The sequence below is a fragment of the Sphingobacterium paramultivorum genome, assembly GCF_014109745.1.
Classification (GTDB): domain Bacteria; phylum Bacteroidota; class Bacteroidia; order Sphingobacteriales; family Sphingobacteriaceae; genus Sphingobacterium; species Sphingobacterium paramultivorum.
Map to the genome: position 1 here is coordinate 1,343,170 of NZ_CP058555.1, position 25,391 is coordinate 1,368,560.

The following is a 25,391-nucleotide window of genomic DNA, read 5'->3' on the forward strand; positions in this document are numbered from 1 at the left end:
TGATTTTTGAAATTGGCTAATTGTTCGTGTAGTTTTATAGTAGCAAAAAGAAAATACATATTAACATTTAAACCAAATAGCTATGAGCACTTTAAATCTAAAAGACGGAACAGAAATTTTTTACAAAGATCAGGGACAGGGACCAGTATTGATGTTTCACCACGGCTGGCCATTATCTTCTGATGACTGGGATGCACAGGTGATTTTCTTCCTACAGAGAGGGTATCGCGTAGTCACTCATGACCGGAGAGGGCATGGCAGATCGAGTCAGGATATTTATGGACACACCATTGAGCAGTACGCTGCTGATGCTGCCGAACTTGTTGAATTCCTTGATCTCAAAGATGTCATTCATATCGGTCACTCAACAGGCGGAGGTGAGGTCATTCGTTACGTGAACAAATATGCTAATGGAAGAGCAAAGAAAGCTGTACTTATCAGTGCTGTTCCTCCGATCATGGTACAAAATGAAAGTAACCCTGATGGTGTGCCAATGGAGGTATTCGATAATATCAGGGATCAGACTTTGAACAATAGACAACAATTTTATATCGATCTAACACTTCCTTTTTACGGTTATAACAGAGCGGGAGCGGATATTAAAGAAGGAATTCGGAGAAACTGGTGGAGACAGGGTATGATGGGGGGAATTGTTGCCCATTATGAGGGTATCAAAGCTTTTTCTGAAACAGATTTCACAGAAGATTTGAAAGCAGTTGATATTCCTGTCCTGGTGCTGCACGGTGAGGATGATCAGATTGTTCCTTATGAAAATGCCGGCGTTAAATCTGCTAAACTCTTAAAGAATGGAACCTTGATTACTTACCCGGGCTTTCCGCACGGTATGCCTACAACAGAGGCTGCGACGATCAATAAGGATATTTTAGCCTTTATTGAATCTTAAAACTTCCTTACCAAAAAATATAAAAAGTGAGCTGCATAGCTCACTTTTTTTGTTAAGGAGTAATTAAGAATGGTACCTCAATTTTATAAGCCTTTCAACTAAACAAAGTTTTCTTGCGCTAATGAACGAGTACCATGCTATCTCAATAGATCAACTTTTTAAAAAATAAGTCTAAAAGCTACTCCAATCCATAATAATGTGAATGACGAATGTTTTGTTACATGACTCGTTCAACGATCATATTTGCCTGTTCACCGAAAGCCAGTATCACTCGCGTCCTTTCTTCGGTAAATTTACTTTAGTAACAAACAGGAATATCAATCGTTAAAAACAATATTATGAAAACGACATCATTAAGCTTCAAGTACGAATTAGAAAAAAAAGAACCACGCACAAATGATGGTGGTACCACCAGAGGTGCTTCTGTAACCGACTTCCCGGCTTCGATCGGAATTGCGGGTGTATCGATGCGATTACAGCCGGGCAGTATGCGAGAGCTCCATTGGCATGCAAATGCTGCTGAATGGGCCTACGTCATTTCAGGAACCGTTCGTACGACCATTATTCATCCGGACGGTCATAGCTATACCGACAATTTTGAACCGGGTGATGTATGGTATTTTCCGAAAGGCTATGGACATTCGATCCAGGCAACAGGAACTGAAGAGTGTCACTTCATCCTGATATTTGACAACGGTAATTTTTCCGAAGACCACACGTTTAGCGTAACTGACTTCGTTGCCAGTATGCCTCCAGAAATTGTCGCACAGAATTTAGGGTTGACATTGGAAGAAGTTGCTGCGCTGCCGAAAAAAGAAGCCTATTTCGCCGCAGGTATTGTCCCGGATGAATTGTCGTTTAATGCTGCTGCAAGACCAGAAGAATCTGACATAGAACTTACCAATTTACATCGTTATCCGCTTCACGCCCAGCAGCCTAGAATCATTCCCGGGGGTGGTCTTCAGCGATTGGTTACAAGTAAGGAATTTCCGATCAGTACGACCATCGCCGGTTCTATTCTTGAATTGCAGCCTGGGGCACTTCGGGAAATGCACTGGCATCCGAATGCCGACGAGTGGCAGTATTATATTTCGGGCCAGGGGGAGATGTCTGTTTTTCTTGCCGAGGGTACTGTAGTCACCGAAAAGTTCAATGCAGGTGACGTAGGCTATGTACCCATGGGAGCTGGACACTACATTAAAAATACAGGTGATACGGTATGCCGTGTTCTTATCGGATTTAACAACGGGAAATATGAGTCTATTGATCTGAGCGAATGGCTTTCAGGCAATCCTAAAGATGTCGTGGTGACAAACTTTGGCTTAGCAGATGGTGAAATTGAAAAATTTCCATCTAAGAAGATTTTTATTCAACCTGAAAAATAAAACTTATGCTGCCTGAAAAGAAAGTTTTTCTACGAGCGTTCTTTCTACTTGCATCTGCATCCATATTGCCTATATCAATTATTAAACAATAAAATTATGTTAGAACAAAATACTGTTGCACCAAATTTTACATTATTTGCAACACCAGACCAGAAAGTTACATTATCCGAATTTAAGGGCCGTAACGTGATTTTAGCATTCTATCCTGCCGATTGGAGTCCAGTCTGCAGTGATCAGATGGCACTGTATAATGAAATGCTCAAGTACTTTAAAAAGTATGACGCAGAACTGTTCGGAATTTCCGTGGACAGCAAATGGTGCCATCTGGCTTTTTCGCAGTCGCGTAACCTACACTTTCCGCTACTTGCAGACTTTGAGCCAAAGGGTGAGGTAGCAAAAAAATACGATGTCTATAATGAGCATGAAGGTCAGTGCAACCGCGCTCTTTTTGTAATCGATAAAGAAGGTATCATCCAATGGTGCTACAAATCACCAACGGCGGTAAATCCCGGTGCAGATGGAATATTGGAAGCTCTTAAAATCTTAAAATAAAATAGTTATGTCATTAAAAATACCTGTCAGTATAACTGACCACGCCCAAGGCAATCTAGATGCCGATTTAGTTATCGTAGAGTATGGTGACTATCAATGTCCTTACTGTGGAGCCGCTTATCCGGTGCTAAAGAAGCTCTTGAAAAAATTTAGCGGAGAGGTGAAATTTGTATTTAGAAACTTCCCGCTTTCAGAAATGCATGAATATGCGCTTCCGGCCGCGATCGCTGCAGAAGCTGCTTCTTTGCAGGATAAGTTTTGGGAGATGCACGATGCCATTTACGAAAATCAGCGGAAGCTTGACGACCAGTATCTTTTTAAAATAGCAGAAAAAATAGGATTAGATATGGAAAAGTTTAAGTCCGATATACAAAAAGAGGAGCTGGTGAATAAAATTGATGCCGATTTTCAGGGCGGAGTTATCAGCGGAGTCAATGGGACACCATCGTTTTATGTGAATGGCAAGAAGTTTAAAGCTGGAGCTGCAGACCTTTTCAACCTTTTCATTAGATAACTTGCTAAGCATTTCATATGTACTACCATCAGCAGCTTTTTAGCTGATGGTAGTACATATAATACAATTCTAAACCTTATCCTCCACAATCATTTTTCGATGTTCTCTACCCCAGTTAATCATTTCCAAAATAATATTCCCGAAAGTTCTGCAATATGCAGTGGGTTCATATTCAATTAAAACAGGCGTATCGGGATAAACAGTTCGTTTAACCAACTTATTTAATTCCATATCTTTCAGTTCTTTTGAAAGCATTCGTGTGGTAATCCCGGGGATACTTCTTTCAATTTCGCGAAAACGTCGGTTGCCGTTGCAAAGCGAATTAATGACAGGGATTCTCCACTTGCCACCAATGAAATAAAGGGTGTCCTGCAACGCTCTAAGTTCTTCTGTCTGATCTCTTTCCATGGTCACAAAGTTAAGTGATATAATTCATGATACTGATATACTCAGTTATACTGATAACAAAAGTATACCATTTCTCTGATAACTTTGAAAAAAAATTAAAGAAATGAAAAAGTTGAATAACAAATTAGCCATTGTAACAGGTGGAAACAGCGGAATAGGATATGCCACCGCAAAAGAGTTAATTGCCGAAGGAGCAAAAGTCATTATCACCGGAAGACGAAAAGAAGCCATTGAAAATGCTGCAGCAGCATTAGGGGCTAGTTCTTTTGTGGCAGATCAAGGGAAATTGGAAGATATTGAAAATTTCAAAACCCAAGTTGAAAAGCAATTCGGAAAAGTTGATATCCTGTTTATTAATGCAGGCATCACCGGAAGTTTAGGTCCGATCGAACATATGAGTGCCGAAAATTTTGACAATGTAATGGGTATTAATTTCAGAGGAGCTTATTTTACTTTGAGCAAATTTATTCCCCTGTTGAACGATGGTGCTTCAGTGGTATTTCTTTCATCCAACGTCGCGACCACCTCCAAACCAAATAGTTCGATTTACCAGGCAAGCAAAGCAGCATTGAATTCCATTGCGAAGACCGCTGCTGCAGAATTAGCACCAAGAAAAATCAGAGTAAATTTAGTAAGTCCTGGGCCTACAAAAACGGAGATTATGACCAAAGCAGGATTGGACGAAAAAACATTGGAAGGTCTTGATGAATGGTTAATCAGCGGAATCCCCTTACAAAAAATGGGAACTGCAGAAGATGTTGCCAAAGCTGTTATTTATCTGTCAGATAACCATGTGGCAAGTTTCATGACCGGAACGGAAATCCTTATTGATGGTGGAATGGTTTTATAATTGGGCATTTATTTTTTAAAATGTAAGTGCTGGAACCTCGAAAAAAATTCCAGCACTTTCTATTGACATACACCAACTACTGAGCGTATCGATCTTTAAGATATCCAGCTCAGCAAAGGTCGGTGATTCCTCTTTTTTGACTCCTTAACTTACAGCGGTATTTAGTGCCCAATCCTCAAAATGAGCCTTGCCGGCACAATACGCTCCAGCAGGTACGAGCAATGATTTAGGAACGATGAGATGCATATATTTGCTATCCTCATCAGAAACAACCTTTATAGGCTTTCCGGATATCTCGACATATTTTGCTACAAAATCGTCCATATTGGCCCTTGTAGGCCCCGCAATCTCGACTGTTCCATTTTTAGGCTCCTCGAGCGCAAACTGCACAATGTAGTCTGTGACATCTTCCAGGGCAATGGGCTGGTAGTCGATCTTGGAAACAAATACCTCGTCACCCTGGCCCTGAATGGCAATGATGGCATCAGTATGCTCATAAAACTGTGTCGAACGAATGATAGTATAAGGTATTCCGGAGTTCTTGATGTTGTCTTCCTGATATTTCTTTGCGCGAAGATATCCGATCTCCAGCGCATCGTCCGTTCCGACAATGGAAAGTACGAGGTGATGCCTGATGTTTGCAGCCAGCTCCGCTTTTACCAGATTCTTTCCTGCGGTCTGAAAAAAATGAATTGCATTTTCTTCTTCAGGAGAGGAGGAATTGGATAGATCGATGACGATCTCTGTATTTTTCAGCGCCTGGGAGAGACCTTCTCCCGTCATGAGATCCACTCCATGTGAAGGCGAGCCAATGTGCACCTGATGACCGAGATTTGCCAGTTTTTTTGTGACCAGCCTTCCAGTAAGACCTGTACCACCGATTACTAAGATTTTCATAGCTAAACTATTTAAATTTACAACTTATCTATAGTGCAAAATTGATCAAAAAATGAATGCCGGAAAACTGACAAACAAAGGTAAAAGGTGGACAAAAAAAGAAGCCGTGTTTGAGTTGAATAGTATAAGATTGTCTAATCCAGGTCTGGATTGGAGCGTAGTGTCTTTCTGTAATCACCCGGTGAAAGCTCAGTTTTTTTTGTAAAAAGCCTGATAAAGTACTTGGTGTCCTTATAGCCTAGCTGTACCGCAATTTCCTTAATACTCAATTGTGAATAATAAAGCAGGCGCTGTGCTTCGCTCAGTATTTCCTTTTGGATCAGTGCCGATGCGGATAAGCCCGTCACCATTTTAACGACATCGTTCAAGTGGGCCACGGAGATATTTAACTGTTGGGCATATGCTGCGGGGCGTTTAAGGCTGCGGTAATCACGCTTCACAAGGTTTCTGAACTCGTTGGCGATACTTATAACCCTGGGGCTGTGACTTATGGACCCTGCGGCGGATCTGCAATCGTGACAAATCACCGCCTGGGTTATAAATGCTGACAGCAGTGGCTGCTGCACTTCCTTATTGGCACTATAGTTTATACTGTCCAAATTTATTAGCGAGTCCAAGATGGAAGTAAACCATTGTTGCTCGGTCGCTGAGAGGGACAATACAATGGTTTCATTTAAAGATGCATCAAGCATATCTTTGGCTGACCTGGTCATGTGATGGCCTTCGAAGGAAATGTAATAACCGGATGCGCCTAAAACCGTGGTGATCTGATGGACCTGATGGGGAGGGCAGACAAAAAGCGTTCCCGCTGGCATGATCAGCTGTTCAAAATCAAATAGGACTTCCAGCTGTCCAGCTTCAACAAGCATGCAGGTATAATGGTCATGTCGATGCGGATTGAGCGCTTTTAGGATGCCCGTCGTTGAACCATCCCATATTCCAACAGCCATACTGCTGCTGGAATCCATGCTGTTCACTAAAATAGAATCTCTTTTTGGCATGCGGCGCAATTTTAAGTTCAAATTTAGTTCATATACTTTAAGAATTACTATCGATTACGTTTTATGTTTCTTCTTTCCTGTTTGTATCAGATTCAATCCTTCAAAATCAACCTCTTACCGTATTCAGTAGATCGTGCGGATACCCGAGGCTAATAGAGCTTAAAGCGTCCAGTTTGGTTAGCTCATCAGCTGTCAAATTAATTTCAGTAGCGCTAATAATTTGCTCAAATTGATTGATATTGCGTGCTCCCAGTAATGGAAATGCCTCTTTTGATAAATTCCACGCAAATGCAATCTGACCGGGTGTTGTTTCATATTTTTCCGCGATTAATACCAGTTCATCAATGATCAGTTTGGTTTTCTCGTCCTCCGAATAATCAGCGCCAGAAGAATGACTAATGCGCCCGGCTTCTCCTTTTCTATATTTTGCGGTCAGCAGTCCGCCAGCCAGTGGCGAGTACATCATCACACCAAGACCAAATTCCTTTGCCATCGGCATCAGTTCACGGTCTGCGGTACGTTGCAACAAACTATATTCAATTTGTAAAGCAGTGACTTTCGTTGCTGATGCAATGGCCGATGCTTTCCATGCCGGGAAATTGCTGAGTCCCGCATACACTATTTTCCCTTCGCTGACCAAATCTTGAAGTCCCAAAGCTATTTCTTCCCATGAAGTTACACCATCATCGTAATGCGGCATATAAATATCGATGTAGTCCGTTTTCAATCTTTTCAGACTTTGTTCAACAGCCTGTCGCATAGATTTACGGTTATTCCCAAAATTACTGATTGCAGGGTTGGGATCACTACTTCTAGTATATTTTGAGCAGACGATAAAATTATTTCGCTGTCCCTTTAAATAGTTGCCTACGATTTCTTCTGCCTCCCCAAATTGATAGACATCCGATATATCGATAAAATTACCTCCTGCATCTGCATAAGCTGTTAAAATCTTTTTTGATTCATCGGGATCGGCTCCATAGCCTTTTTTTGTCCCAAAGTTGGCGGCTCCTAAGATTATTTCACTGGCATGCAGTCCTGTTTTTGATCCAAATATCTTGTATTTCATATTTTTATATTTACTTTGCCGCTAAGTTAAGGGCATCAAGTAACCGTGTCAATTACGGATAAATTTATCTATACCCACTTTATGCCTTCGTAAAATATATCAGCTATGTACGAAAAAAAACTTCCGGTTAATTTAGATTGCGGTTTACATCTGTTTTTGCAGGTGGTTCAGGGCAAATGGAAAATAAACCTGCTCTGGGCCATTCATTCAGGTATCAAGCGTCCGGGTGAGTTGCAGCGGAAAATCCCCAATGCAACCCGTCGTGTACTTGATGTGCAGCTTGGTCAATTGATTGAACATGGATTAATCAATAAAGTCGTCTTTGATCAGCTTCCGCTGAAAGTAGAATATGAACTGACTGGGCTAGGGGAAAGCCTTATACCAGTCATTGCGGTAACGGCCCAATGGGGTGAGGATCATAGAAATGAATTGGAAAAGATTTTGTAAGAAATCCCGCTCATTAGGGGAAATACATGCTTAAGACGCTATTATAAACTTAAAAAACACCAAACAGTCGAACCATTTGGTGTTATTCTTTGGAAATGCAGGGTATTTTACTTCGCAAACAGTGCTTTTCGCAAAACAGTTGCTGCATCTAGCACCGATTCCTGTACAGCGTGGATATGCGCCAGCGGATTCAGCATCCCGTAATCATGAATAAAGCCTTTATACTCTGTAACAGTCGTTGGAACACCGGCTTCATCTAATTTTCTTCCATAGGCGACACCCTCGTCATGCAGAATATCATTCTCGGCCACCTGAACAAGTGCAGGAGGCAAACCTTTCAGCTCTTCCAGAGAAGCTTTCAGTGGGGACGCGTATTTGTTGTCGCGTTCTTTTAAGTCAGGCAGGTAATTATCCCACATCCATTTCATCAACGGCGTTGTTAAAAACCGTTCCTGTGCAAATTTTGTGTACGATGCTCTGCTGAAGTCGGAGTCTGTTACGGGCCACAAAAGTACCTGCTGTTTTAGCTTGGGACCATTTTTGTCTTTGGCCATCAATGCCACCACTGCAGCCATATTTCCACCGACACTGTTTCCGGCAACAGCAAGCCTGCTCGCGTCGACCCCGATTTCTTTTCCATGCTCGGCAACCCATTTTGTTGCGGCATAAGCCTGATTGATGGCTACGGGAAATCTGGCTTCCGGAGATGGCGTGTAATCCGGGAACACGGCTACTGCACCACTGTTGACAACAAGGTCACGAACCAGTCTTTTGTGGGTAGGGTAGTCTCCCAATACCCATCCGCCGCCGTGAAAGAACATAAATACGGGTAGGCCAGCTTGGGCACCTTTGGGTTTTACGATATGTATTTTTAGGGTCTGCCCGTCCTGGGTAATGGTTCTGTCTGATTCCTGGATATCGGAATAATCGAAGCTTACTGATTTTTGAGCGCCTACCAACACCAGTCTAGCCTCTTTTGGTGAGAGGGTTTCCAGCGGTTTTCCGTCGCCGCTGTTCAAAGCTTTTAAGAATGCTCTTGTTTCCCGGCCAATGTTGGGGTCTTGAGATGCGGGGTTTGATTGTGCCATGATATTGGAATTTGTGATGGCGAGTGCCGCCAATGTTAAAACTGTTGAATAGATTGTCTTCATCGTGATTATTTTTTTAGGTTGATGTTTAAGATGATTTTGAAGCTGAATGCTGCGCTTACGGGACAGGTTTTTTCGGCCTCTCGGGCAATTTTTTCAAATTCTTCCGCTGAGATGCCATCTACTTCTGCATCAAGTAGAAGTTCCGACTGTGTGATTTTACCATTATCCAAGGTAATAATGGACTTTGTTTCGAGTCTTTTAGGGGGATAACCTGCCTGTGTGAGATCAAGGCTCAGCTTCATTGTAAAACATCCTGCATGGGCAGCAGCAAGCAGTTCTTCGGGATTTGTACCGACACCTTCAGCGAAGCGGCTGTTGAATGAATACTGGGTCTGGTTCAGAACGGAACTTTGTGTGGTCAGATGTCCGTTTCCTTCTTTGATGGTGCCGTTCCAAACGGCGGTAGCATTACGTTTCATACGCTTTATTTTTGATTGTTAATTTCTTATAGGACAAAGGTATGTCATATAGGCAATCTAAATAAAGAGCAAAAAGTCGATATAAATTGTATTTTTTTCCTTTTCTAGTCTAATTTTTAATTTCTTTCCGAAAAGCCGCAGGAGTTTTTCCTGATTTCTGCGTAAAGATCCGGTTGAAGTAAGCTGGGTCCTCATAACCCAATTGATAAGCGATTTCCTTTATGGTAAGCTCACTGTAAAGGAGCAGGCGTTTGGCTTCAAGGACGATCCTGTTTTTGATCATCTCGTTCGGATTTTCAAGGTTGAGTTTATGGAATTTGTTGGAAAGCGTTTTCGGGGCAAGGTTCAGTAGGTCTGCATAATCGGCTACGCTGTGTTTTTCCCTGTAGTGAATATTGACCAGTCGGCTGAAGTTTCTGAAAAAGTCCTGATCCATGCTGACGAGGTCGAGCGTTTCATTTTGGAGGTTCTGCTTTTTCCACTGCCGCGTTGCACGGATGATAATCTGCTTGAGGTACGTTCGGATCATTTCTTCCGAAGAGCGGTCCTGAAAATCAAGCTCATTGCTGATCTGAGCGAATAATTGGGGTATGGCGTGCAGCTCATCGCCGGACAAGTCCACTATCGGATTCTCAAAAATATTATTGAACAAGAGTCCGTCACAGGCAACCTCCTCATCATGAATCTGAATACAGTAGAAATCCCTGTTGTAATGGATTAAAAAGGCTTTATTTTCATTGGCCGACTGAATGTCAAGATATTGATTGGTATTGATGAAAAGCAAGGTGGGATTTTGGGTTTCATAAGCAGTGAAGTCCACCGTTAGTGCGTAACCAGCTGGAATGAGCAATATTTTAATGTAATGGCGGAACGTTTCGCCGTTTACCAGGTCCAGCGAGGATGAATCGAAAGAAATCAGGCCTAATTTTTTATGGTTCGATTCGAAAATGGAAGTAGCACTGTTCATAGGGACTTTTGTTTATGTTCAAATGTATCTCTTTTGCTGATAAAACTAAAATAAACCTCACAATCTGCAGCATCAGCAAAATCATCCTGCTCCAGTTATGCGTAATCGTCTCTAGATGAATTCATGTGTAAATAAATCTTGGTTAGCGTGGAATAGTTTTTTTTTGCCCGTTTTGCTGACTAAATTAGCCGACAGACTTCCCGAATTTTATAGGTTAATATTAGGTGTAAAATAATAATGCTAATATTCTTACAATAAGTATCTTTACGTAATTGAAAAGCACTTTTAAATCCTAACAATTGTATGATTAACTTGCACGGTGCGGATTCTACCTTTACGGTATCCCAAAAACATCTTGCGCAGGCGCTCGCACAGGCCCGTATCGGCTTCTGGGAAGTTAGCCTTCGGGAAAAAAATTACATGTCCTGTACCGATCAATGCAAAAGAAATTTTGGGTGGGATACGGCAAAGGATTTTAGCTATAGTGATATGTTGGGCTGTATTGTAAATGAAGATCGGGAAGCAATGCAGGCAAGTGTTACGAGGGCTATTGAACGGCATGTACCCTATACTGCACAATATCGTGTAAGGCATGGTGATGATAGCATCCATTGGATTGAGGCACGTGGATGGGTTACTTATGACGAGAATGGCTGCCCGCAGGTAATTTCAGGAACGACGCTTGATATTACAGAGAAAAAGGAGCTTGAAATCTTGCGCGATGAGATGTTGAGCATCGCCATGCATGAAATCAAGACGCCATTATCATCTGTCAAAGGAACTTTGCAGATTCTGGACAGGCAGTTGGCAGGGCAAGAAAATGCCCTGTCAAACAAACTGGTTCAAAATGCAGTCAAAGCCACCGACCGTATTAATCGTCTCCTTAATGAGATGGTCGCTCCAGTAATGGTAATGGCCAAAGGAATCGAACTCGATAAATCCAAGATAGATTTAACGCAGCTTATCCTTGAAATAAGCCAAAATGCTGCGCTCATATTTCCCGATAGTGATATTCATTTGCATTTGCCCGATGATAGTGTATTTCTTGAAGCTGATGGTTATCGTATCGGACAGGTAATTGCCAACCTGATCAATAATGCAATTAAATATAGCGATAAAAAATCACCCGTACACATCACGATGACAGCTGATCAGCATGCAGTATCGGTACTGGTAAGCGACCTTGGGATGGGAATAAAACCTGAGGATAGGAAAAAAGTATTTGAGAAATTTTATCGCTCCAATGGTCACAATCATATTGAAGGTTTCGGTATCGGACTCTTTCTCTGCGCCGATATTATATTGCGGCATGGTGGTCAGATCCATGTGCTCGATAAAGAGGGGCCGGGCACCGATATCGCTTTTACCCTTCCGCATAAATGAAGGGAAATCTTCCATTAAATAAAACCTACCGAGCAGACTACAAGAAAAACCGGAGCAAGATTCTGGTTCACATTGCTAGTATTATTGGATTTTTGTGAGAGGCAATGTAATTGCAACATGATGTTTACAAAAGCTTTCGCTACGTCAATGTTACATTAGGCTACTGCGTCATTGTTTATATTTGTAATGTACGTAAATCAAAATGCTGTGCTTTAGATATCATACAACCTATGTTAAGACGAGTCATATTTCAATTTCTCTTACTGGTAAGCGCGATGCTGCTGATCGTGAAGCCTTTGATCGGATTTTCATTGTATCATCAGGCAAAGACACAGGGCGAGAATGAGTTTATCACCGTTATCAAGGCCTTTAGTAAACGAAAACAGGAATACCTGGATTGGGTTGATGTTAAAGATAGTGTCTGTCTGACGCTCTCGCCAGTTCGTCACTTTGTCGCTAAAGTAAGGGAGTTTTTTATTACCCACTTTTTCAATACCTTCTTTCCGAATTCGGATACGTTTTCGATTGGTAACTTGCTATCCAAAATAATATTGCCGCTCGAACGGCTATACCTGCGTAATCTTCAGCTGACTTTATGATAAAAAAGCCATTTTAATCGTATTGAGTGGGGCCCTATGGGACCGCAAACATTCATTTATTTTAAAATAAGCTTTTTATATGTTTCAAAAACTTGTCCTTATGGGGCATGTGCTGCTCTGCTGTAGCTTCTTTAGCTATGGACAGGAGAGTCATGTGCCTATCAAACTCAACCAGCTGCTGTCTTCGGTAACGCAGCATGCGCCATCCTTACGTACCGACTATGTACGTACACAGGTGCAGAAGGCGCGCGCCGCAGAAGTCAAAAACAACCGTCTGCCGAGCCTACAGCTGTCGTATCAGGCAGACGTCGGCTCCAATAATAATGTGCCGGGGCCATACTTCGGATTTGGTCTCGTGCCGACCAATAATGGCGGTATCCGTGCCGATAATAAGTATCAGGCCGTGAGCAGCAATCTTGGCATTGCTGCTTTTCAGTGGGAGGTCTATAATTTTGGTCAATTCAATGCCCAGGACCAACTTGCGCAGGCGGAGGTAGCCGTGGAGAACCGTCGTTTTGAACAGTCGAAGTATGACTTACAGTCCTTCACGATCTATAGTTACCTGCAGCTACTGAAATTGCATGACCTCATCGAAATCCAGTCGCGCAGTATAGCCCGTAATCAGGAAATACGGCAATCGATCTTTGCCCTGGTCAAAAGTGGTATACGGGCAGGCGTGGATACCAGTATGGCCGATGCTGAAATATCGCGTAGCCAACTTGGTCTCATTGAACTGGATAATCAGCAACAACAATTACAAATTCAACTGGCTACTTTGGCGGGTATGCCGCCAGCGCAGATTGTAGCGGATACCACTGCCGAAAAGATTCTTTTCGAACAGGTAAAGAACGCGCCGATTGAACTCGATGGCGGCCGTCAGCACCCTATGATCGCCTATTATAATGCGTTGTTCGACAAGACGAAGATGGAAGAAAAGCTGGTTGCCAACAGTTACCGTCCCAAGCTGTTTCTCTCGGGGGCTGTATGGGGCAGGGCATCCAGTGTACATAGCGATAATAGTTATAGTTCGCTCGCCGATGGCTTTGGGCTGCAACGCGCTAACTACCTTGTTGGTCTAGGAATCAACTACAACCTGTTTGATCTGCGCCGCAAAAAGGTAAAACTCAATACGCAGCGTCTTATGGTGGACGAGGCCGGGCAAAAGGTACAGGAACAACAGGCCAACATCGCCATGAATATTGCACAATCTACCACTGAAGTGGCAACCGCAGAAAGACGTTTGAAGGAAATTCCGCGTCAGACCAAAGCTGCCAATGCCGCCTACCGTCAGAAGTTTTCCCTATATAAAAATGGCCTCATCGATATTGTGGAGGTCAACGTTGCACAGAACATGCTCAATCAGGCAGAGCGCGATTACATCACCGCCAAGTATAATTATTATCTGGCATTGTTCCACCAGGTGGTGGCACAGAACAATGTCGATGGCTTTCTTCAACTTTTTAACTAATTACTTATGTCACTAGTCACAGCTGCTTTACGAAGGCCGATTACCACAGTGATCATCACCCTGAGCCTACTGCTCTTTTCGGTACTCGCTGTACTGAAAATACCGATTGATATCTTTCCGCAGCTCAATTCACCGACCATTTACGTTATTGAATCTTACGGCGGGATGTCTCCCCAGCAGATGGAAGGTTTTTTCTCCTCCCGGATGCAGGATCAGTTTCTCTATGTCAATGGAATCAAGAATATATCCGCCAAAAATATTCAGGGACTTACGCTCCTGAAACTTAGTTTTTACGAAAATACCGATATGGCCGAAGCCTCAGCGCAGGTAGCACTGCAGGTAAACCGCGCCATGAAGTTTTTTCCGCCAGGGGCGCTGCCGCCACAGGTGGTCCGTTTTGACGCTTCCTCCTTACCGGTGGGGCAACTGGTGCTATCTTCGAAGACAAGAAGCCTCAAGGAGATTTACGATATGGCGAGTACCCTGGTGCGGCCCATGTTTTCTGCGGTACCGGGTCTCTCTGCACCGCCACCTTTTGGCGCCAACTCCAGGACGATTACGGTCAATGTTGACCCCAATAAACTGCGGAGCTACAACCTGACCGCCGACGAGGTGGTGATGGCATTGTCGAAATTTAACGTGATGTCACCATCCGGTAACCTGCACCTCAACAACACGATGTATGTGACAACCATCAATTCACTGATCAAGAATGTCGCAGATTTTGCTGATATCCCTATTCTGACAAAAAATGGAATTCCGATTTATATCAAAGATGTCGCACGCGTATCGGACGCCTCGGACGTGACGGTAAGTTATGCACTGATCAATGGCCGGCGCTCTGTTTATATCCCTGCCGTTAAGACATCGGATGCGTCCACCTGGGCAGTGGTCAGCAACCTCAAGGCCAAGCTTCCGGAAATCCAGAATCTGCTGCCCGAGGATGTGAAGGTGTCTTATGAATTTGACCAATCAGTAGCGGTTATGAATTCGGTGCAGAGCCTTTTGCACGAAGGGGGGCTCGGTGCTTTGCTTACCGGTCTCATGGTTCTCTTGTTTCTGCGCGACTGGCGGAGCAGCCTGATCGTAATCGTAACCATACCGGTATCCATCCTGATCGGCGTCCTGCTACTGACATTGTTTGGCCAGACCATCAATATCATGACCTTGAGTGGTTTGGCCCTGGCCATCGGTATCCTCGTGGATCAGGCCACGGTGACCATCGAAAGCATACACCAGCATCAGGAACAGGGTACGCACAAGCGTAAGGCGATCTACAATGCCTGTCAGGAGATTGCCGTGCCGCTGCTTTTGATCCTGTTCTGTATTTTGGCCGTATTTGCACCTTCTTTTATGATGACGGGAATTCCCCGGGCGATGTTTCTTCCCCTTTCTTTATCCATTGGATTGACGATGATCGCTTCGTATTTTATGGCGCAGACTTTGGTGCCTATTTTATCCAACTGGCTGCTCAAAGAACATCATATCGGTCATTTCGAGTCAGACTCGCCGGGCTTTTTCGATAAGTTCAAAAAGCGTTATCGCTTCGGCCTATACCGCTCCATGCGCCATAAGGGCAAAGTCATCATCGGTTATCTGGTGCTTACGCTGGGGCTTGCGGCAGCGGCATTTGTGTACATCGGCAAGGACATGATGCCAAAAGTCAACAATGGACAGTTTCAGCTACGGATCAAAGAGCCCGATGGAACCCGGCTGGAGCGTACCGAAGAGTCTGTCAAACAGGTTCTACAGGTAATCGATAGTACGGTGAACCATCAGGTCGCCATCAGTTCGGCCTATGTTGGCCTGGTACCCAGCAGCTATGGAGTCAGCAACCTCTATGTATTCAATACCGGAACGCATGAAGCCGTGATCCAGGTGAACCTCAATGCAGACTACCATGTGAATATGGACGAACTCAAAGATGCTCTACGACGAAATATCCATTATAAACTGCCCAAATTGCGCCTTAATTTTGAGCCTATTGATATGACCGAAAAGATTATGAGCCAGGGTGCTGCAACGCCGATCGAGGTGCGCATAGCCGGAAAGAAAATGGACGAACTGAAGGTCTATGCCGATCAGGTTGTCAGCGCATTGCGGCACATCGATTATCTGCGGGATGTGCAGATCGCGCAACCGCTGCGGCTGCCAACCATTTCCATTGCCATCGACCGGCTCAAAGCATCCCAGCTTGGTCTGCAGATGGATGATATTGCTCGTTCGGTAACGGCCAGCACTTCCTCGAGCCGGTTTACGCAGAAGATACAATGGCTCGATGAAAACAATACTTATACCTATCAGGTACAGGTGCAGGTGCCTGAATATGTGATGAATACCATGGACGAGTTGCGTGAAATCCCACTCGTGAAGGGGCAGCTTACACCAACGTTGGGCGATATAGCCACTTTTAATACACAATATCTACCGGGTGAGTATGACCGGCAGGGGCCAAGGCGCTATTTAACCGTGATGGCAAATATCCATAAGAAAGACCTGGGGACAGCAACAGCGGATGTGCAACAGGCTATTCGTGAACTCCCGGCTCCACCGCGCGGTGTTGTGGTGGAAATGAAAGGGATGTCGACACTACTGCTCGATACCATGGGTAGTTTGCAGTTGGGGCTTGCCTGTGCAGTTGTTGTTATATTTCTACTACTGGCAGCGAATTATCAGAGTGTGAAGCTTTCGCTGACCGCATTGGTGACCATTCCTGCAGTGATCCTAGGATCCTTGGCGATGCTATTGCTCACAGGGTCGACGCTCAATCTGCAATCCTACATGGGGATGATTATGTCTACCGGGGTGTCCGTAGCCAACGCTATTTTGATCGTGTCCAATGCGGAAGCGCTGCGGCTGGATTTTCGCAATGCCAGGACGGCGGCGCTAGCCAGCGCAACAACGCGGCTACGTCCGATCCTGATGACCAGTATGGCAATGATTGCCGGAATGATTCCTATGGCCATGGGAATGGGGGAGACGGGTGAGCAGGCGGCACCATTGGGCCGGGCCGTGATCGGCGGTCTATTTGCCTCCACATTTGCTGCCCTTTTTATACTGCCGCTCCTATTTGTGTGGATGAAGGAAAAATCCACCTTCGATTCCGAATCACTCTTGCCGCAGGACGAACCCGATAATCAAAAGTTACTGGTGGAAAAAGACACGTATAGTGTAAACTAAAAAAAATGTAGTGTTCTTTCAGAATTGAAACCCAGCAGTATAAACTTGGGCGATAAAGATGGAAGTTGCTATGCAACAGGAAGAGAATCGTATTTAAAGATAAAATCGCCAATGGCAGTGATGCCTTAATGACACAATTGAGTAATGAATAAGAAAATAAAACGGATGAAAAAAATAGGCTATTTAATAGTACTGACGGGCTTACTTTCCGCTTGCGGTCAAACCGAAAAGCCGATTGACCTGACGCCGAAAAATCCGGCTAAGGCCAGTACCTATCAGACAACAGTCATACAAGAGAAAGTCATGTCCAGCAGTGTGCGTTTGCCCGGTAAGCTCAAACCCTTTAATGAGGTAAATATCTATGCCAAGATGAATAGCTTTGTTAAGCATATCTTTGTGGACAGAGGTACAGTTGTTAAAAAGGGGCAGCTGCTGATGCAGCTGGAGGCGCCAGAAATGCTCGCTGCGGTACAGGCCGCACATTCACGTTTTGTACAAGCACAGGAGACCGCTTCTGCGAGTAAAGATAAATATAAAAGGCTCAAAAATGCCGCACAGGAGGAAGGTGCAGTATCCCCACTTGATCTGGACAATGCCCTCTCGAAGATGAAAGCTGACGAAGCAGTCGCCATGTCGGAAAAAGCAAATGTGGAAGAAGTTGAAATGTTGCAATCTTACCTGAACATCAAAGCGCCATTCAATGGTGTGATTGTACAGCGTAACGTCTCCGAAGGAGCACTGGTCGGACCGGGAAAAGGCAATGATCAACCTCTGTTGATCCTGCAGGATCTCAATAAATTACGGTTGGAAGTGCAGATCCCCGAGACCTATGTCGATAAAGTAGACCTCTCGAAAAAGGTTGCATATCGTTTTAATAATACCCCGAACAAGGTGTTTGAAGGGATGATAGCCCGTTCAGCGAATTCGTTGGGCGCCATGCAGTCTGAAGCAATAGAGGTCGATGTCGCCAACTCGGATAATAAGCTCAAACCGGGTTTATACTGTGAGGTCGATATTCCATTGTCTGCCGGAGCCAATTCGTTATTGGTACCTTCCAATAGTATTGTACGTTCTACAGAAAGGCAGTATGTGATCCAGCTCATAGATGGCAAGACACATTTTGTGGATATCAAAGAAGGGGTATCCACACATGATTCTACCGAAGTTTTTGGAAAGCTAAACAGGAGTGATCAGATCTTGCTGCATGCCAATGACGAAATCAAAGAGGGGGTCAAGCTACCTTTGGAAAAATAAGTATACATCTTTTATCTCCAAAAAGTATGAAAGGTCCTTTGGGGCCTTTCATTGCTTACATTGTATTTTATAAAGAAACGCTTGTTACTAGTTTAGGCCAGAAAAATAGGTCCGGCTCAAGTTGCAAGCATCATGAAACAGAGCTCGAAAAACTGGCTGGAGTAAATAATAAGGCTAGGCATTTCTGTACGCAATCCGTATATAAAGGGGAGTCGCTTCTGCTTTAGTTTCTCCATCTAGCCATTCGTCGAGTCCGTAAACACTAAATGCTGTGAAATCTGGATCCTCATCTTTCTTTTCGTCTTTTTGAACTTGAAGTACATTGTCCTGCATGAGGTAATTGCTGATCGCAGTTCCAAGTTTTTGACCGAGCTCAGCGGGAAGTTTTTCAAGTTGCTCCGTCTGATTTGAACTTAGTTTAAAGTTGTGCTCCATCCAGTTCACAAAATTATCTCTCATAAGCTGTAGCGCTAGTGCGCGATCTACCCTAGGTAGTGCGAGAAGTGTGGCAACTTTAGCTGCCAAACCGACATCGTCTAAGTTTTCTTTCATAAAAATTCTCTTTTGGCAAATATTTATTTTAGAGATTACTTAAGCGCATGCCGAAGAATAACCTCCGGGATTTTGGAGGATAATCCTCTTTTTCAAGATTGAATTTTGCTTAATACTTGATTAATTTTAATAAATTAGATGTTCAAACAATATAAACCTGAGCCTAATAACAGTACTTCGTGGAATGATATGAAAATGTTAAAATTATTCGTAGAGAGTTTTTTCGTTTCCTTGATTTTTAATCTTATTGGAAATAATGGATTTAAGTTAAATCGATTTTGGACGCCAGCCTATTGGACCTGGACGTTGGCATTTACTTTGGCAATAGTCGTTGCTGCGCTGCTCATTCGTGTTCGGTTGAAAGTTTTGTGGATCCATTGGCAGAAAAAATATCCGCAATTGCAATTATTTAGAAGCGGACGCGTGCAGACCAATAGTTTACCAAAATCAGAACTGGTATGGGCCATTCTGTCCACTTCCTTAGCAGTTTTAATGCTATACCTCTGCTTTATCTTTCTAATCGCTTTTGTACGTAGCGGTAGTACGTATATGCTTTTTATAAATTATTTGTTCCATTATACACCTTTTGTTGCTACAGGATGCTTGGTTTATGTAAGCTATGTTTTTATTGGAGGCCAATTATGGTGGCTTACGCCAACAAATGCATTGGCGCTTTTCAGCGATCTGTTACCAGAAAAAATAGTTCCTGTAGAAAAAGTGGTCACTATAGTGCCTCCAAGCGCATTGGATAAAAGTATCCCAATCGGATCACTCTATGATGTGCTTTACCTCCAAGCTCGATTCGATCTAAGTTCATTGCGAAAAGATGCTGTTCGTATGTTTGATGTTCCTTTCTATTTTTCTAAAAAAGGGAAAAAACAAGTTGTACTGATTGATGGTACGCGGCTAGAAGCCGATCATTTCTTGAAGGAGCTAGAAACTAGCGGACTTGACAAATGGTTTTTCCGTATAAGTAGCACCTGTAGAGTGAATATGATGCATATCCGTTTCCCAATTTCGCCTAATGCGACTCAACTTGAGTTTCGTAAGGAGGTGTTTCAAAGTCTGAGGTTGAAGATGACGGCGATGGAAATTGGAAACCTGCTGCAGGTAACCGAATGGATGCGAAAAGAAAAAAAGCTAAAAGATTTTTTGGATGATGTACATAATCTGCGGCATAAGGGCTGGGACCAACTTATACCACTGAACTGATAAATTCCACTATTATAAAGATGACGTTCCTTGAATTATTCTTGCGGATAGACGTAAGTAAATTTAAATAAATCTAATCATTTTTTTGAGCGTATGACGCGTTATCTACCGGGCTTGAAAAGAAGTTGTTATGTCGAAATACATTCACTTTAGTAACGTTGAATTACTACCAATTATATAAAAAATAGTTGATATTATATAACCTATAATAGATTATAAATCAGAACTTTGTTTATACTATTCGATCACTTCGAAGGTTTAGCCATCCTAACACAAATTCGGAGATAGGGGTGGGTGGATGTCGAAATTTTAAACAAAAAATTAGATATCATGAAAGCGGTTAAGTATTTCGTAGTTATTTTTTTCTCTATTTTCTGCACTGCGATCTGCGCACAGAATGTCAACATAGGTGCAGAAATTACTGCAGCACTAGAGAACAATACATATCTTTCCAAGCTGAATTATCCAAAATCGGTTTTCAGGTTCTATACGGATAATTATTCAGGATATCATTGGACAGATAGTCGGCAAAGGCAAGAACAATCGAAAATAGCGCTCTTACTGCTGACGAAGGCTGATCACTATGGCCTCTCACTGTCCGATTACCATCTAGAAGCACTTTCTTTGGAAAAATTAGAACAATGGGCAGATTTTCCCTCCGAAAAAAATCAGAAGGAAAGAACGCTCTTTGATATACTGCTCACAGATGGCCTAATTACCTTTATTAATGACCTTCACTTTGGAAAATATAATCCATTATACCAAAAAACTCAGATTGATACCAGCAGGATCAATGGATTTTGTGCAGATGAAATATTATCGACAGCGCGAATGCACACGGATTTCCAAGGAGCAATACTTAAGGCCCAGCCTAGTTTAAAAGCCTATAGTGATCTTCAGACTTATCTAGATCGTTCACACACGGCAAATGATCGTATTGTTTCTCAAACCGAAATGGGTAAGATCATCATAAATATGGAACGCCTGAGATGGATCAATACGCAAAGCGCCTACTATATTATGGTCAATATCCCTTCATATACATTGGAGCTACATCAGGGCGACGAGATGTTCGGCTTTAAGATTGTGGTAGGAAAGTCAACAACAAAAACACCTGTTTTGGAAAGTGAAATCAGTTATTTTTCAACGGCACCAGACTGGCGAGTTCCGCAAAGTATTTTCCGTAAGGAAATGCTACCCGAAATGATGAAAGATAGGAGCTACCTAGCTGATCATAATTATTCGATCTATGACGGATCAGGTAATAAAGTCACCGTGAATGCATCAAAATTGAGACAGATCAACAACAGTCCTAATAATTATAGTGTAAGGCAATCCTCGGGTCAGGACAACGCATTGGGTGCCGTTGTCTTTAGATTTGAAAATCCCTATGCCGTATACCTGCATGATACCGCTCAGAAACAATTTTTTGATCGCGAGAAAAGGGCGCTCAGCCATGGCTGTGTACGTGTGGAAAATGCGGATCGTCTTGCCGCCATGCTATTGGCTTACGATGGTTCAGAATATAAAGTTTCAGAGCTGGAAAACGCAATACTATCTTACGAAAAGAGAGATTTTGTGCTGAGTGAGCCCGTGCCTATTATAATTACGTACCTGACCTGCCTTATAGAAAACGGAAAGCTTATTTTGTACACAGATATTTACCAATTTGACAGATCGCTGGAAGGCAAATTTAATCAAAATAGATAACGGAATGAGGACAGCATAACATCGCAGCTTATATGAGCTATGTCTAAAATAAAAAGATTACTGCTTAGTCAAAAATAATAATGATCGTCGTAAAAGACATCAAAATCTGATGAATTAAACTGATTGATATAGAAACACATGAGTATTTATTCTTTTAAGGTACCTATTTTCTGATTTTTTGGAATATCTTAAAATATTGGAGAAGGGTACCAAAAGTTAGTCGATGTTTGTCTCATAAATATTTTGAAACAAATTGCCAGGCAAACATGTTTGTTTTATAGCTACTTTGTTTTTGTGATAGATAATTTAGCCTATTTATTATTTGTCCTATTGGACCAACAGACATGAAGATTATCATTCAAAATATGGTGAGCCGTCGTTGTAAAATGATGGTAAAATCCGAACTTGACAAATTGGGGATAGTCTATACATCAATTGAATTGGGCGAAGTCAGATTAGCACAGCCTATTTCTGAAAATATCAAACTAAAGCTCCAGGAAGCATTGCATCGATCGGGGCTGGAATTGCTCTACGACAAGAGAGCCGAATTGATCGAACGGATAATCAGTATTATTGTCGAAATGATCCATTATTCCAAAGAAGTCCCGGAAGTTAATTTTTCGACTTTATTGAGTGACAGGCTAAAAAAAAACTATCATTATCTGGCTGAGATATTCTCCAAAACAAAGGGGATCACGATCGAACATTTTATCATACTGCATAAAGTAGAAAAAATTAAGGAATTGATCCTTTACGGGGAATTGAACCTCACAGAAATATCATACCAGCTTCATTATTCGAGTGTATCGCATCTCTCCAGGCAGTTTAAGCAGGTCACGGGGCTGACACCTACATTTTTCAAAAAGCTTCCACTAAGAAAGCGAACAAACCTAGAAGATCTTTAATACTCCTCAGTCTACCTACCAATTATACAACAATCCATGCGAATTGTATAACCTATATTGTTTTATTAATCAGAACTTTATTAGGAAGCAATAATCTAGTTGTTTCGTAAATTTTAAGCTGATGAAAACAGATGCAGAATTGCAGAGAGATGTCGAGCGGGCAATCCAATGGGAACCCCAGTTGCATTTGGCGGAAATCGCTGTTACGGTTGATGAGGGAATTGTTTCTCTCGCTGGTTATGTGGACAGTTATGCAAAAAAACTGGAAGCTGAAAATGCCGCAAAAAGAGTTCATGGCGTGCGGGCATTGATTGAAAATATTGAAGTTCAATTTCCAACTAACTGGGCAAAAACGGATGCTGAAATCGCAAATGAGGTGTTGGCTGCTTTGCGGACAGCCTGGCTAGTTCCGAAAGACAAAATCGGGATTAAAATTGAAAATGGATGGGTCACATTGGATGGTGAACTGCAATGGAATTATCAACGGGAAGCGGCTAAACATGCTGTAATTTACCTTATGGGTATCAAAGGAGTAACCAATAATATAAAGGTTAAATCCGATACGAACAGCGCGATTGAGAAAAAAGATATTGAAGATGCTTTAAAAAGAAGCGCTATTGACGGTAGTAATCTCCTTGTGATGGTTTCAGGCAGCACGGTAACCTTAAGTGGAAAAGTAAATTCCTGGTATCAAAAAGAAGAGGCAGAACGGATCGCATGGAACACCCCTGGTATATGGGAAGTGAATAACGAGCTATCTATTGATTATGAATATGCCTTTAGTTAATAAGAGATTGTTTATAAGAACAATCCAATAGAAAAGAGCCACCATATATACATAATACTAAATGCAACTATATTTAAGAGCATCCGTAAGCGAGATGCTTTTAAGTATATTGTTCAACAACTGTTAACTTGATCTTTCATGCTATCCATTAGTGTTTTTGAACTACTTTACTAAAAGTGCGGCACTCATCCTATATCTTGTCTACGATATTCTTTTATGATCGGTAAAGGAAACACCTCTAATGGTATCATGCCGTTTTTTTATTTGAGCTGTGTACGCTATTAAATCCTTTGCAAAAATTATTCTATTTAAGAAAATGAAAACTTTAACACTAGTTCTGATTGCCATAATGACCTTATTGGGCTGCAATCAGTCCGCCGACAGGCGAGCCACAATGGTAAAACAAGAAACCAAAGATATCGAGACTGGCTCCGATACGGTTAAAACAAAAAGAATAGCAGTCTGGCACCGATTTAAACTGGAGTCTGACAGTGCTATTGCGAAAATGGACAATGACCTTTTGAATCTACAGGCTAAGTTGGCCAAGGCAAATTCGAAAGATAGAGCTAAGCTCGATGACGATTATAACAAATTAAAAATTGAAATCGCAAGATTGAAGGAGAAAATTCGCCAAAAGAATGTAGCATTCGACAACGATATGCAACATGCTAAAGATATGACATTACAAGAAAATGAACAGTTTAAAAAAGATGTGAAAAATGATATTGATAAACTCGGAAAGTCTGTCGATCAGCTTTTTAAAGATGACAAAAAATAAGCATTATTACTAGATGCTGATGCACTAAATATGATAGCAAGTAATAAAAAGCTATTGGACGAAATTTCTCCAGAGACAATTATTACACCTCATATCGCAGAGTTTGACAGGTTGTTTGGTGAACATCAGAATAACGATGAACGAATAAACACGGCCCTAGAGAAATCAAAAGAATCGATGATCATTACGGATATTATTAAAAATTTTGGAAATGGATTTAAGAAAATAAGAACGTAAATTATTTACAACCATTCCCGAAGATTTTGTCGGAAAATTACAGATATAGAAAATTATAAAATAGGATGGAAACCAGCCATATAAGTAAAAAGGAAATTTTACCTGGCGAAGAAATACAATGTAAGGACATCAGAACAGGTATTTTGAGTTTGCTGAAATCGGATTTTCCGGATATGTATAACGATGATTATATTTCTATAGATGAATTAAATCAATATAGAAGGCTTTATCTTACTTCGCTTGTTGTTCAGGAACGAGGAGAACTGGCGATTATAGATGAGGATGTAATAACAGCGATCCGAAACAATTCGATTCTCTCCGAAGATATACAAGAAGAGTTGGAGGCACAGCTAACTGTAGGTCAAAAACTTGCTGATAGCGTTGCAAGATTTGGAGGAAGTTGGATATTCATCATTACCTTTTTTTCATTTATCCTTGTCTGGATGATTGCTAATATTATTGTTCTAAGCAGGCAACCCTTTGATCCGTTTCCTTTCATTTTGCTCAATCTCCTGCTTTCCTGTTTAGCAGCAATTCAGGCTCCGATCATTATGATGAGCCAGAATAGGCAGGAGCAAAAAGATCGTATCAGGGGCGAACATGATTATAAGATAAATCTAAAAGCAGAACTGGAGATAAAACTGCTCAGTGAAAAAATAGACCATCTGCTCATTCATCAAAGCAAAAAACTGTTGGAGATACAAGAGGTACAAACAGATTATTTGGAAGATGTACTAAAAGAGCTAAAGAAAAAATAGCTGT

At 42.1% G+C, this 25,391-nt stretch carries 25 protein-coding genes and 1 pseudogene; 18 read left to right on the top strand and 8 right to left on the bottom strand.

The window, feature by feature from the left end; genetic code table 11:
- Window positions 1–82 precede the first annotated feature (82 nt).
- From HS960_RS05715 to HS960_RS05730, 4 genes are all read left to right on the top strand, one after another.
- A complete protein-coding gene (locus HS960_RS05715; RefSeq protein WP_120334018.1) occupies window positions 83–904 on the top strand; it encodes an alpha/beta fold hydrolase in 822 nt (273 codons plus the stop codon).
- Window positions 905–1,242: 338 nt separating this feature from the next.
- The gene (locus tag HS960_RS05720) at window positions 1,243–2,289 is read left to right on the top strand and encodes a cupin domain-containing protein (protein WP_182331732.1); all 1,047 of its coding nucleotides are present in this window, start codon (window positions 1,243–1,245) and stop codon (window positions 2,287–2,289) included.
- 96 nt (window positions 2,290–2,385) lie between these two features.
- Entirely contained in the window at window positions 2,386–2,841 is a 456-nt protein-coding gene (locus HS960_RS05725; RefSeq protein ID WP_182331734.1) for a redoxin domain-containing protein, read from the top strand.
- 7 nt (window positions 2,842–2,848) lie between these two features.
- Complete coding sequence (locus HS960_RS05730) at window positions 2,849–3,355, top strand: DsbA family protein (protein WP_182331736.1); 507 nt, start codon at window positions 2,849–2,851, stop codon at window positions 3,353–3,355.
- Between the two features lie 69 nt (window positions 3,356–3,424).
- On the opposite strand, the gene HS960_RS05735 is transcribed toward HS960_RS05730, so the two are convergent.
- Window positions 3,425–3,763 (bottom strand): winged helix-turn-helix transcriptional regulator, encoded by a 339-nt coding sequence (locus tag HS960_RS05735; protein WP_182331738.1) that lies wholly within the window; start codon window positions 3,761–3,763, stop codon window positions 3,425–3,427.
- Window positions 3,764–3,866: 103 nt separating this feature from the next.
- Here HS960_RS05735 and HS960_RS05740 point away from each other — a divergent pair, with 103 nt between their 5' ends.
- Window positions 3,867–4,613: an SDR family oxidoreductase gene (locus HS960_RS05740; protein ID WP_182331740.1), complete on the top strand. Its 747-nt coding sequence runs from the start codon at window positions 3,867–3,869 to the stop codon at window positions 4,611–4,613.
- Between the two features lie 144 nt (window positions 4,614–4,757).
- On the opposite strand, the gene HS960_RS05745 is transcribed toward HS960_RS05740, so the two are convergent.
- The 3 genes from HS960_RS05745 to HS960_RS05755 all read right to left on the bottom strand — a co-directional run bounded on the left by HS960_RS05745 (window position 4,758) and on the right by HS960_RS05755 (window position 7,580).
- Window positions 4,758–5,510, bottom strand: coding sequence for an SDR family oxidoreductase (locus tag HS960_RS05745; RefSeq protein ID WP_182331742.1), 753 nt, complete (start codon window positions 5,508–5,510; stop codon window positions 4,758–4,760).
- Between the two features lie 134 nt (window positions 5,511–5,644).
- Window positions 5,645–6,511, bottom strand: coding sequence for a helix-turn-helix domain-containing protein (locus tag HS960_RS05750; RefSeq protein WP_182331744.1), 867 nt, complete (start codon window positions 6,509–6,511; stop codon window positions 5,645–5,647).
- Window positions 6,512–6,617: 106 nt separating this feature from the next.
- Window positions 6,618–7,580 carry an aldo/keto reductase gene (locus tag HS960_RS05755; protein ID WP_182331746.1) on the bottom strand — a complete coding sequence of 321 codons (963 nt, stop codon included), beginning with the start codon at window positions 7,578–7,580 and terminating at the stop codon, window positions 6,618–6,620.
- A 105-nt stretch (window positions 7,581–7,685) separates the two neighbouring features.
- Between HS960_RS05755 and HS960_RS05760 the strand changes: the two genes are divergently transcribed.
- The gene (locus HS960_RS05760) at window positions 7,686–8,027 is read left to right on the top strand and encodes a winged helix-turn-helix transcriptional regulator (protein WP_153848237.1); all 342 of its coding nucleotides are present in this window, start codon (window positions 7,686–7,688) and stop codon (window positions 8,025–8,027) included.
- A gap of 107 nt (window positions 8,028–8,134) precedes the next feature.
- On the opposite strand, the gene HS960_RS05765 is transcribed toward HS960_RS05760, so the two are convergent.
- From HS960_RS05765 to HS960_RS05775, 3 genes are all read right to left on the bottom strand, one after another.
- Window positions 8,135–9,178: an alpha/beta hydrolase gene (locus HS960_RS05765; protein WP_182331749.1), complete on the bottom strand. Its 1,044-nt coding sequence runs from the start codon at window positions 9,176–9,178 to the stop codon at window positions 8,135–8,137.
- A gap of 5 nt (window positions 9,179–9,183) precedes the next feature.
- Window positions 9,184–9,597: an OsmC family protein gene (locus HS960_RS05770; RefSeq protein ID WP_145326946.1), complete on the bottom strand. Its 414-nt coding sequence runs from the start codon at window positions 9,595–9,597 to the stop codon at window positions 9,184–9,186.
- 109 nt (window positions 9,598–9,706) lie between these two features.
- Complete coding sequence (locus HS960_RS05775) at window positions 9,707–10,564, bottom strand: helix-turn-helix domain-containing protein (protein ID WP_075992952.1); 858 nt, start codon at window positions 10,562–10,564, stop codon at window positions 9,707–9,709.
- A 303-nt stretch (window positions 10,565–10,867) separates the two neighbouring features.
- On the opposite strand from HS960_RS05775, the gene HS960_RS05780 reads away from it, so the two are divergent.
- The 5 genes from HS960_RS05780 to HS960_RS05800 all read left to right on the top strand — a co-directional run bounded on the left by HS960_RS05780 (window position 10,868) and on the right by HS960_RS05800 (window position 18,448).
- Window positions 10,868–11,947 carry a PAS domain-containing sensor histidine kinase gene (locus tag HS960_RS05780; RefSeq protein ID WP_182331751.1) on the top strand — a complete coding sequence of 360 codons (1,080 nt, stop codon included), beginning with the start codon at window positions 10,868–10,870 and terminating at the stop codon, window positions 11,945–11,947.
- A 230-nt stretch (window positions 11,948–12,177) separates the two neighbouring features.
- Window positions 12,178–12,546: a hypothetical protein gene (locus HS960_RS05785; RefSeq protein ID WP_182331753.1), complete on the top strand. Its 369-nt coding sequence runs from the start codon at window positions 12,178–12,180 to the stop codon at window positions 12,544–12,546.
- Window positions 12,547–12,625: 79 nt separating this feature from the next.
- Window positions 12,626–14,014, top strand: coding sequence for a TolC family protein (locus tag HS960_RS05790; protein WP_182331755.1), 1,389 nt, complete (start codon window positions 12,626–12,628; stop codon window positions 14,012–14,014).
- A 6-nt stretch (window positions 14,015–14,020) separates the two neighbouring features.
- Complete coding sequence (locus HS960_RS05795; protein ID WP_182331757.1) at window positions 14,021–17,194, top strand: efflux RND transporter permease subunit; 3,174 nt, start codon at window positions 14,021–14,023, stop codon at window positions 17,192–17,194.
- Window positions 17,195–17,359: 165 nt separating this feature from the next.
- The gene (locus tag HS960_RS05800) at window positions 17,360–18,448 is read left to right on the top strand and encodes an efflux RND transporter periplasmic adaptor subunit (RefSeq protein ID WP_153848230.1); all 1,089 of its coding nucleotides are present in this window, start codon (window positions 17,360–17,362) and stop codon (window positions 18,446–18,448) included.
- Between the two features lie 174 nt (window positions 18,449–18,622).
- Here HS960_RS05800 and HS960_RS05805 read toward each other — a convergent pair whose 3' ends face one another.
- Complete coding sequence (locus HS960_RS05805; RefSeq protein WP_182331758.1) at window positions 18,623–19,000, bottom strand: hypothetical protein; 378 nt, start codon at window positions 18,998–19,000, stop codon at window positions 18,623–18,625.
- Window positions 19,001–19,138: 138 nt separating this feature from the next.
- Between HS960_RS05805 and HS960_RS05810 the strand changes: the two genes are divergently transcribed.
- The 7 genes and pseudogenes from HS960_RS05810 (at window position 19,139) to HS960_RS05840 (ending at window position 25,387) form a co-directional block, all read left to right on the top strand.
- Window positions 19,139–20,212 carry a hypothetical protein gene (locus tag HS960_RS05810; RefSeq protein ID WP_182331760.1) on the top strand — a complete coding sequence of 358 codons (1,074 nt, stop codon included), beginning with the start codon at window positions 19,139–19,141 and terminating at the stop codon, window positions 20,210–20,212.
- A 330-nt stretch (window positions 20,213–20,542) separates the two neighbouring features.
- Entirely contained in the window at window positions 20,543–21,922 is a 1,380-nt protein-coding gene (locus HS960_RS05815; RefSeq protein ID WP_182331762.1) for a L,D-transpeptidase family protein, read from the top strand.
- Window positions 21,923–22,266: 344 nt separating this feature from the next.
- Window positions 22,267–22,827: a helix-turn-helix domain-containing protein gene (locus HS960_RS05820; protein ID WP_159726317.1), complete on the top strand. Its 561-nt coding sequence runs from the start codon at window positions 22,267–22,269 to the stop codon at window positions 22,825–22,827.
- A gap of 121 nt (window positions 22,828–22,948) precedes the next feature.
- The gene (locus HS960_RS05825; protein WP_153848226.1) at window positions 22,949–23,614 is read left to right on the top strand and encodes a BON domain-containing protein; all 666 of its coding nucleotides are present in this window, start codon (window positions 22,949–22,951) and stop codon (window positions 23,612–23,614) included.
- Window positions 23,615–23,930: 316 nt separating this feature from the next.
- Window positions 23,931–24,392, top strand: coding sequence for a hypothetical protein (locus HS960_RS05830; protein ID WP_182331764.1), 462 nt, complete (start codon window positions 23,931–23,933; stop codon window positions 24,390–24,392).
- Between the two features lie 15 nt (window positions 24,393–24,407).
- Window positions 24,408–24,629: pseudogene (locus tag HS960_RS05835) on the top strand (NAD(P)H-hydrate dehydratase); the annotation flags it as partial.
- A gap of 65 nt (window positions 24,630–24,694) precedes the next feature.
- On the top strand, window positions 24,695–25,387 hold the full coding sequence (locus tag HS960_RS05840) for a DUF1003 domain-containing protein (RefSeq protein ID WP_182331767.1): 693 nt from the start codon (window positions 24,695–24,697) through the stop codon (window positions 25,385–25,387).
- Window positions 25,388–25,391 lie beyond the last annotated feature (4 nt).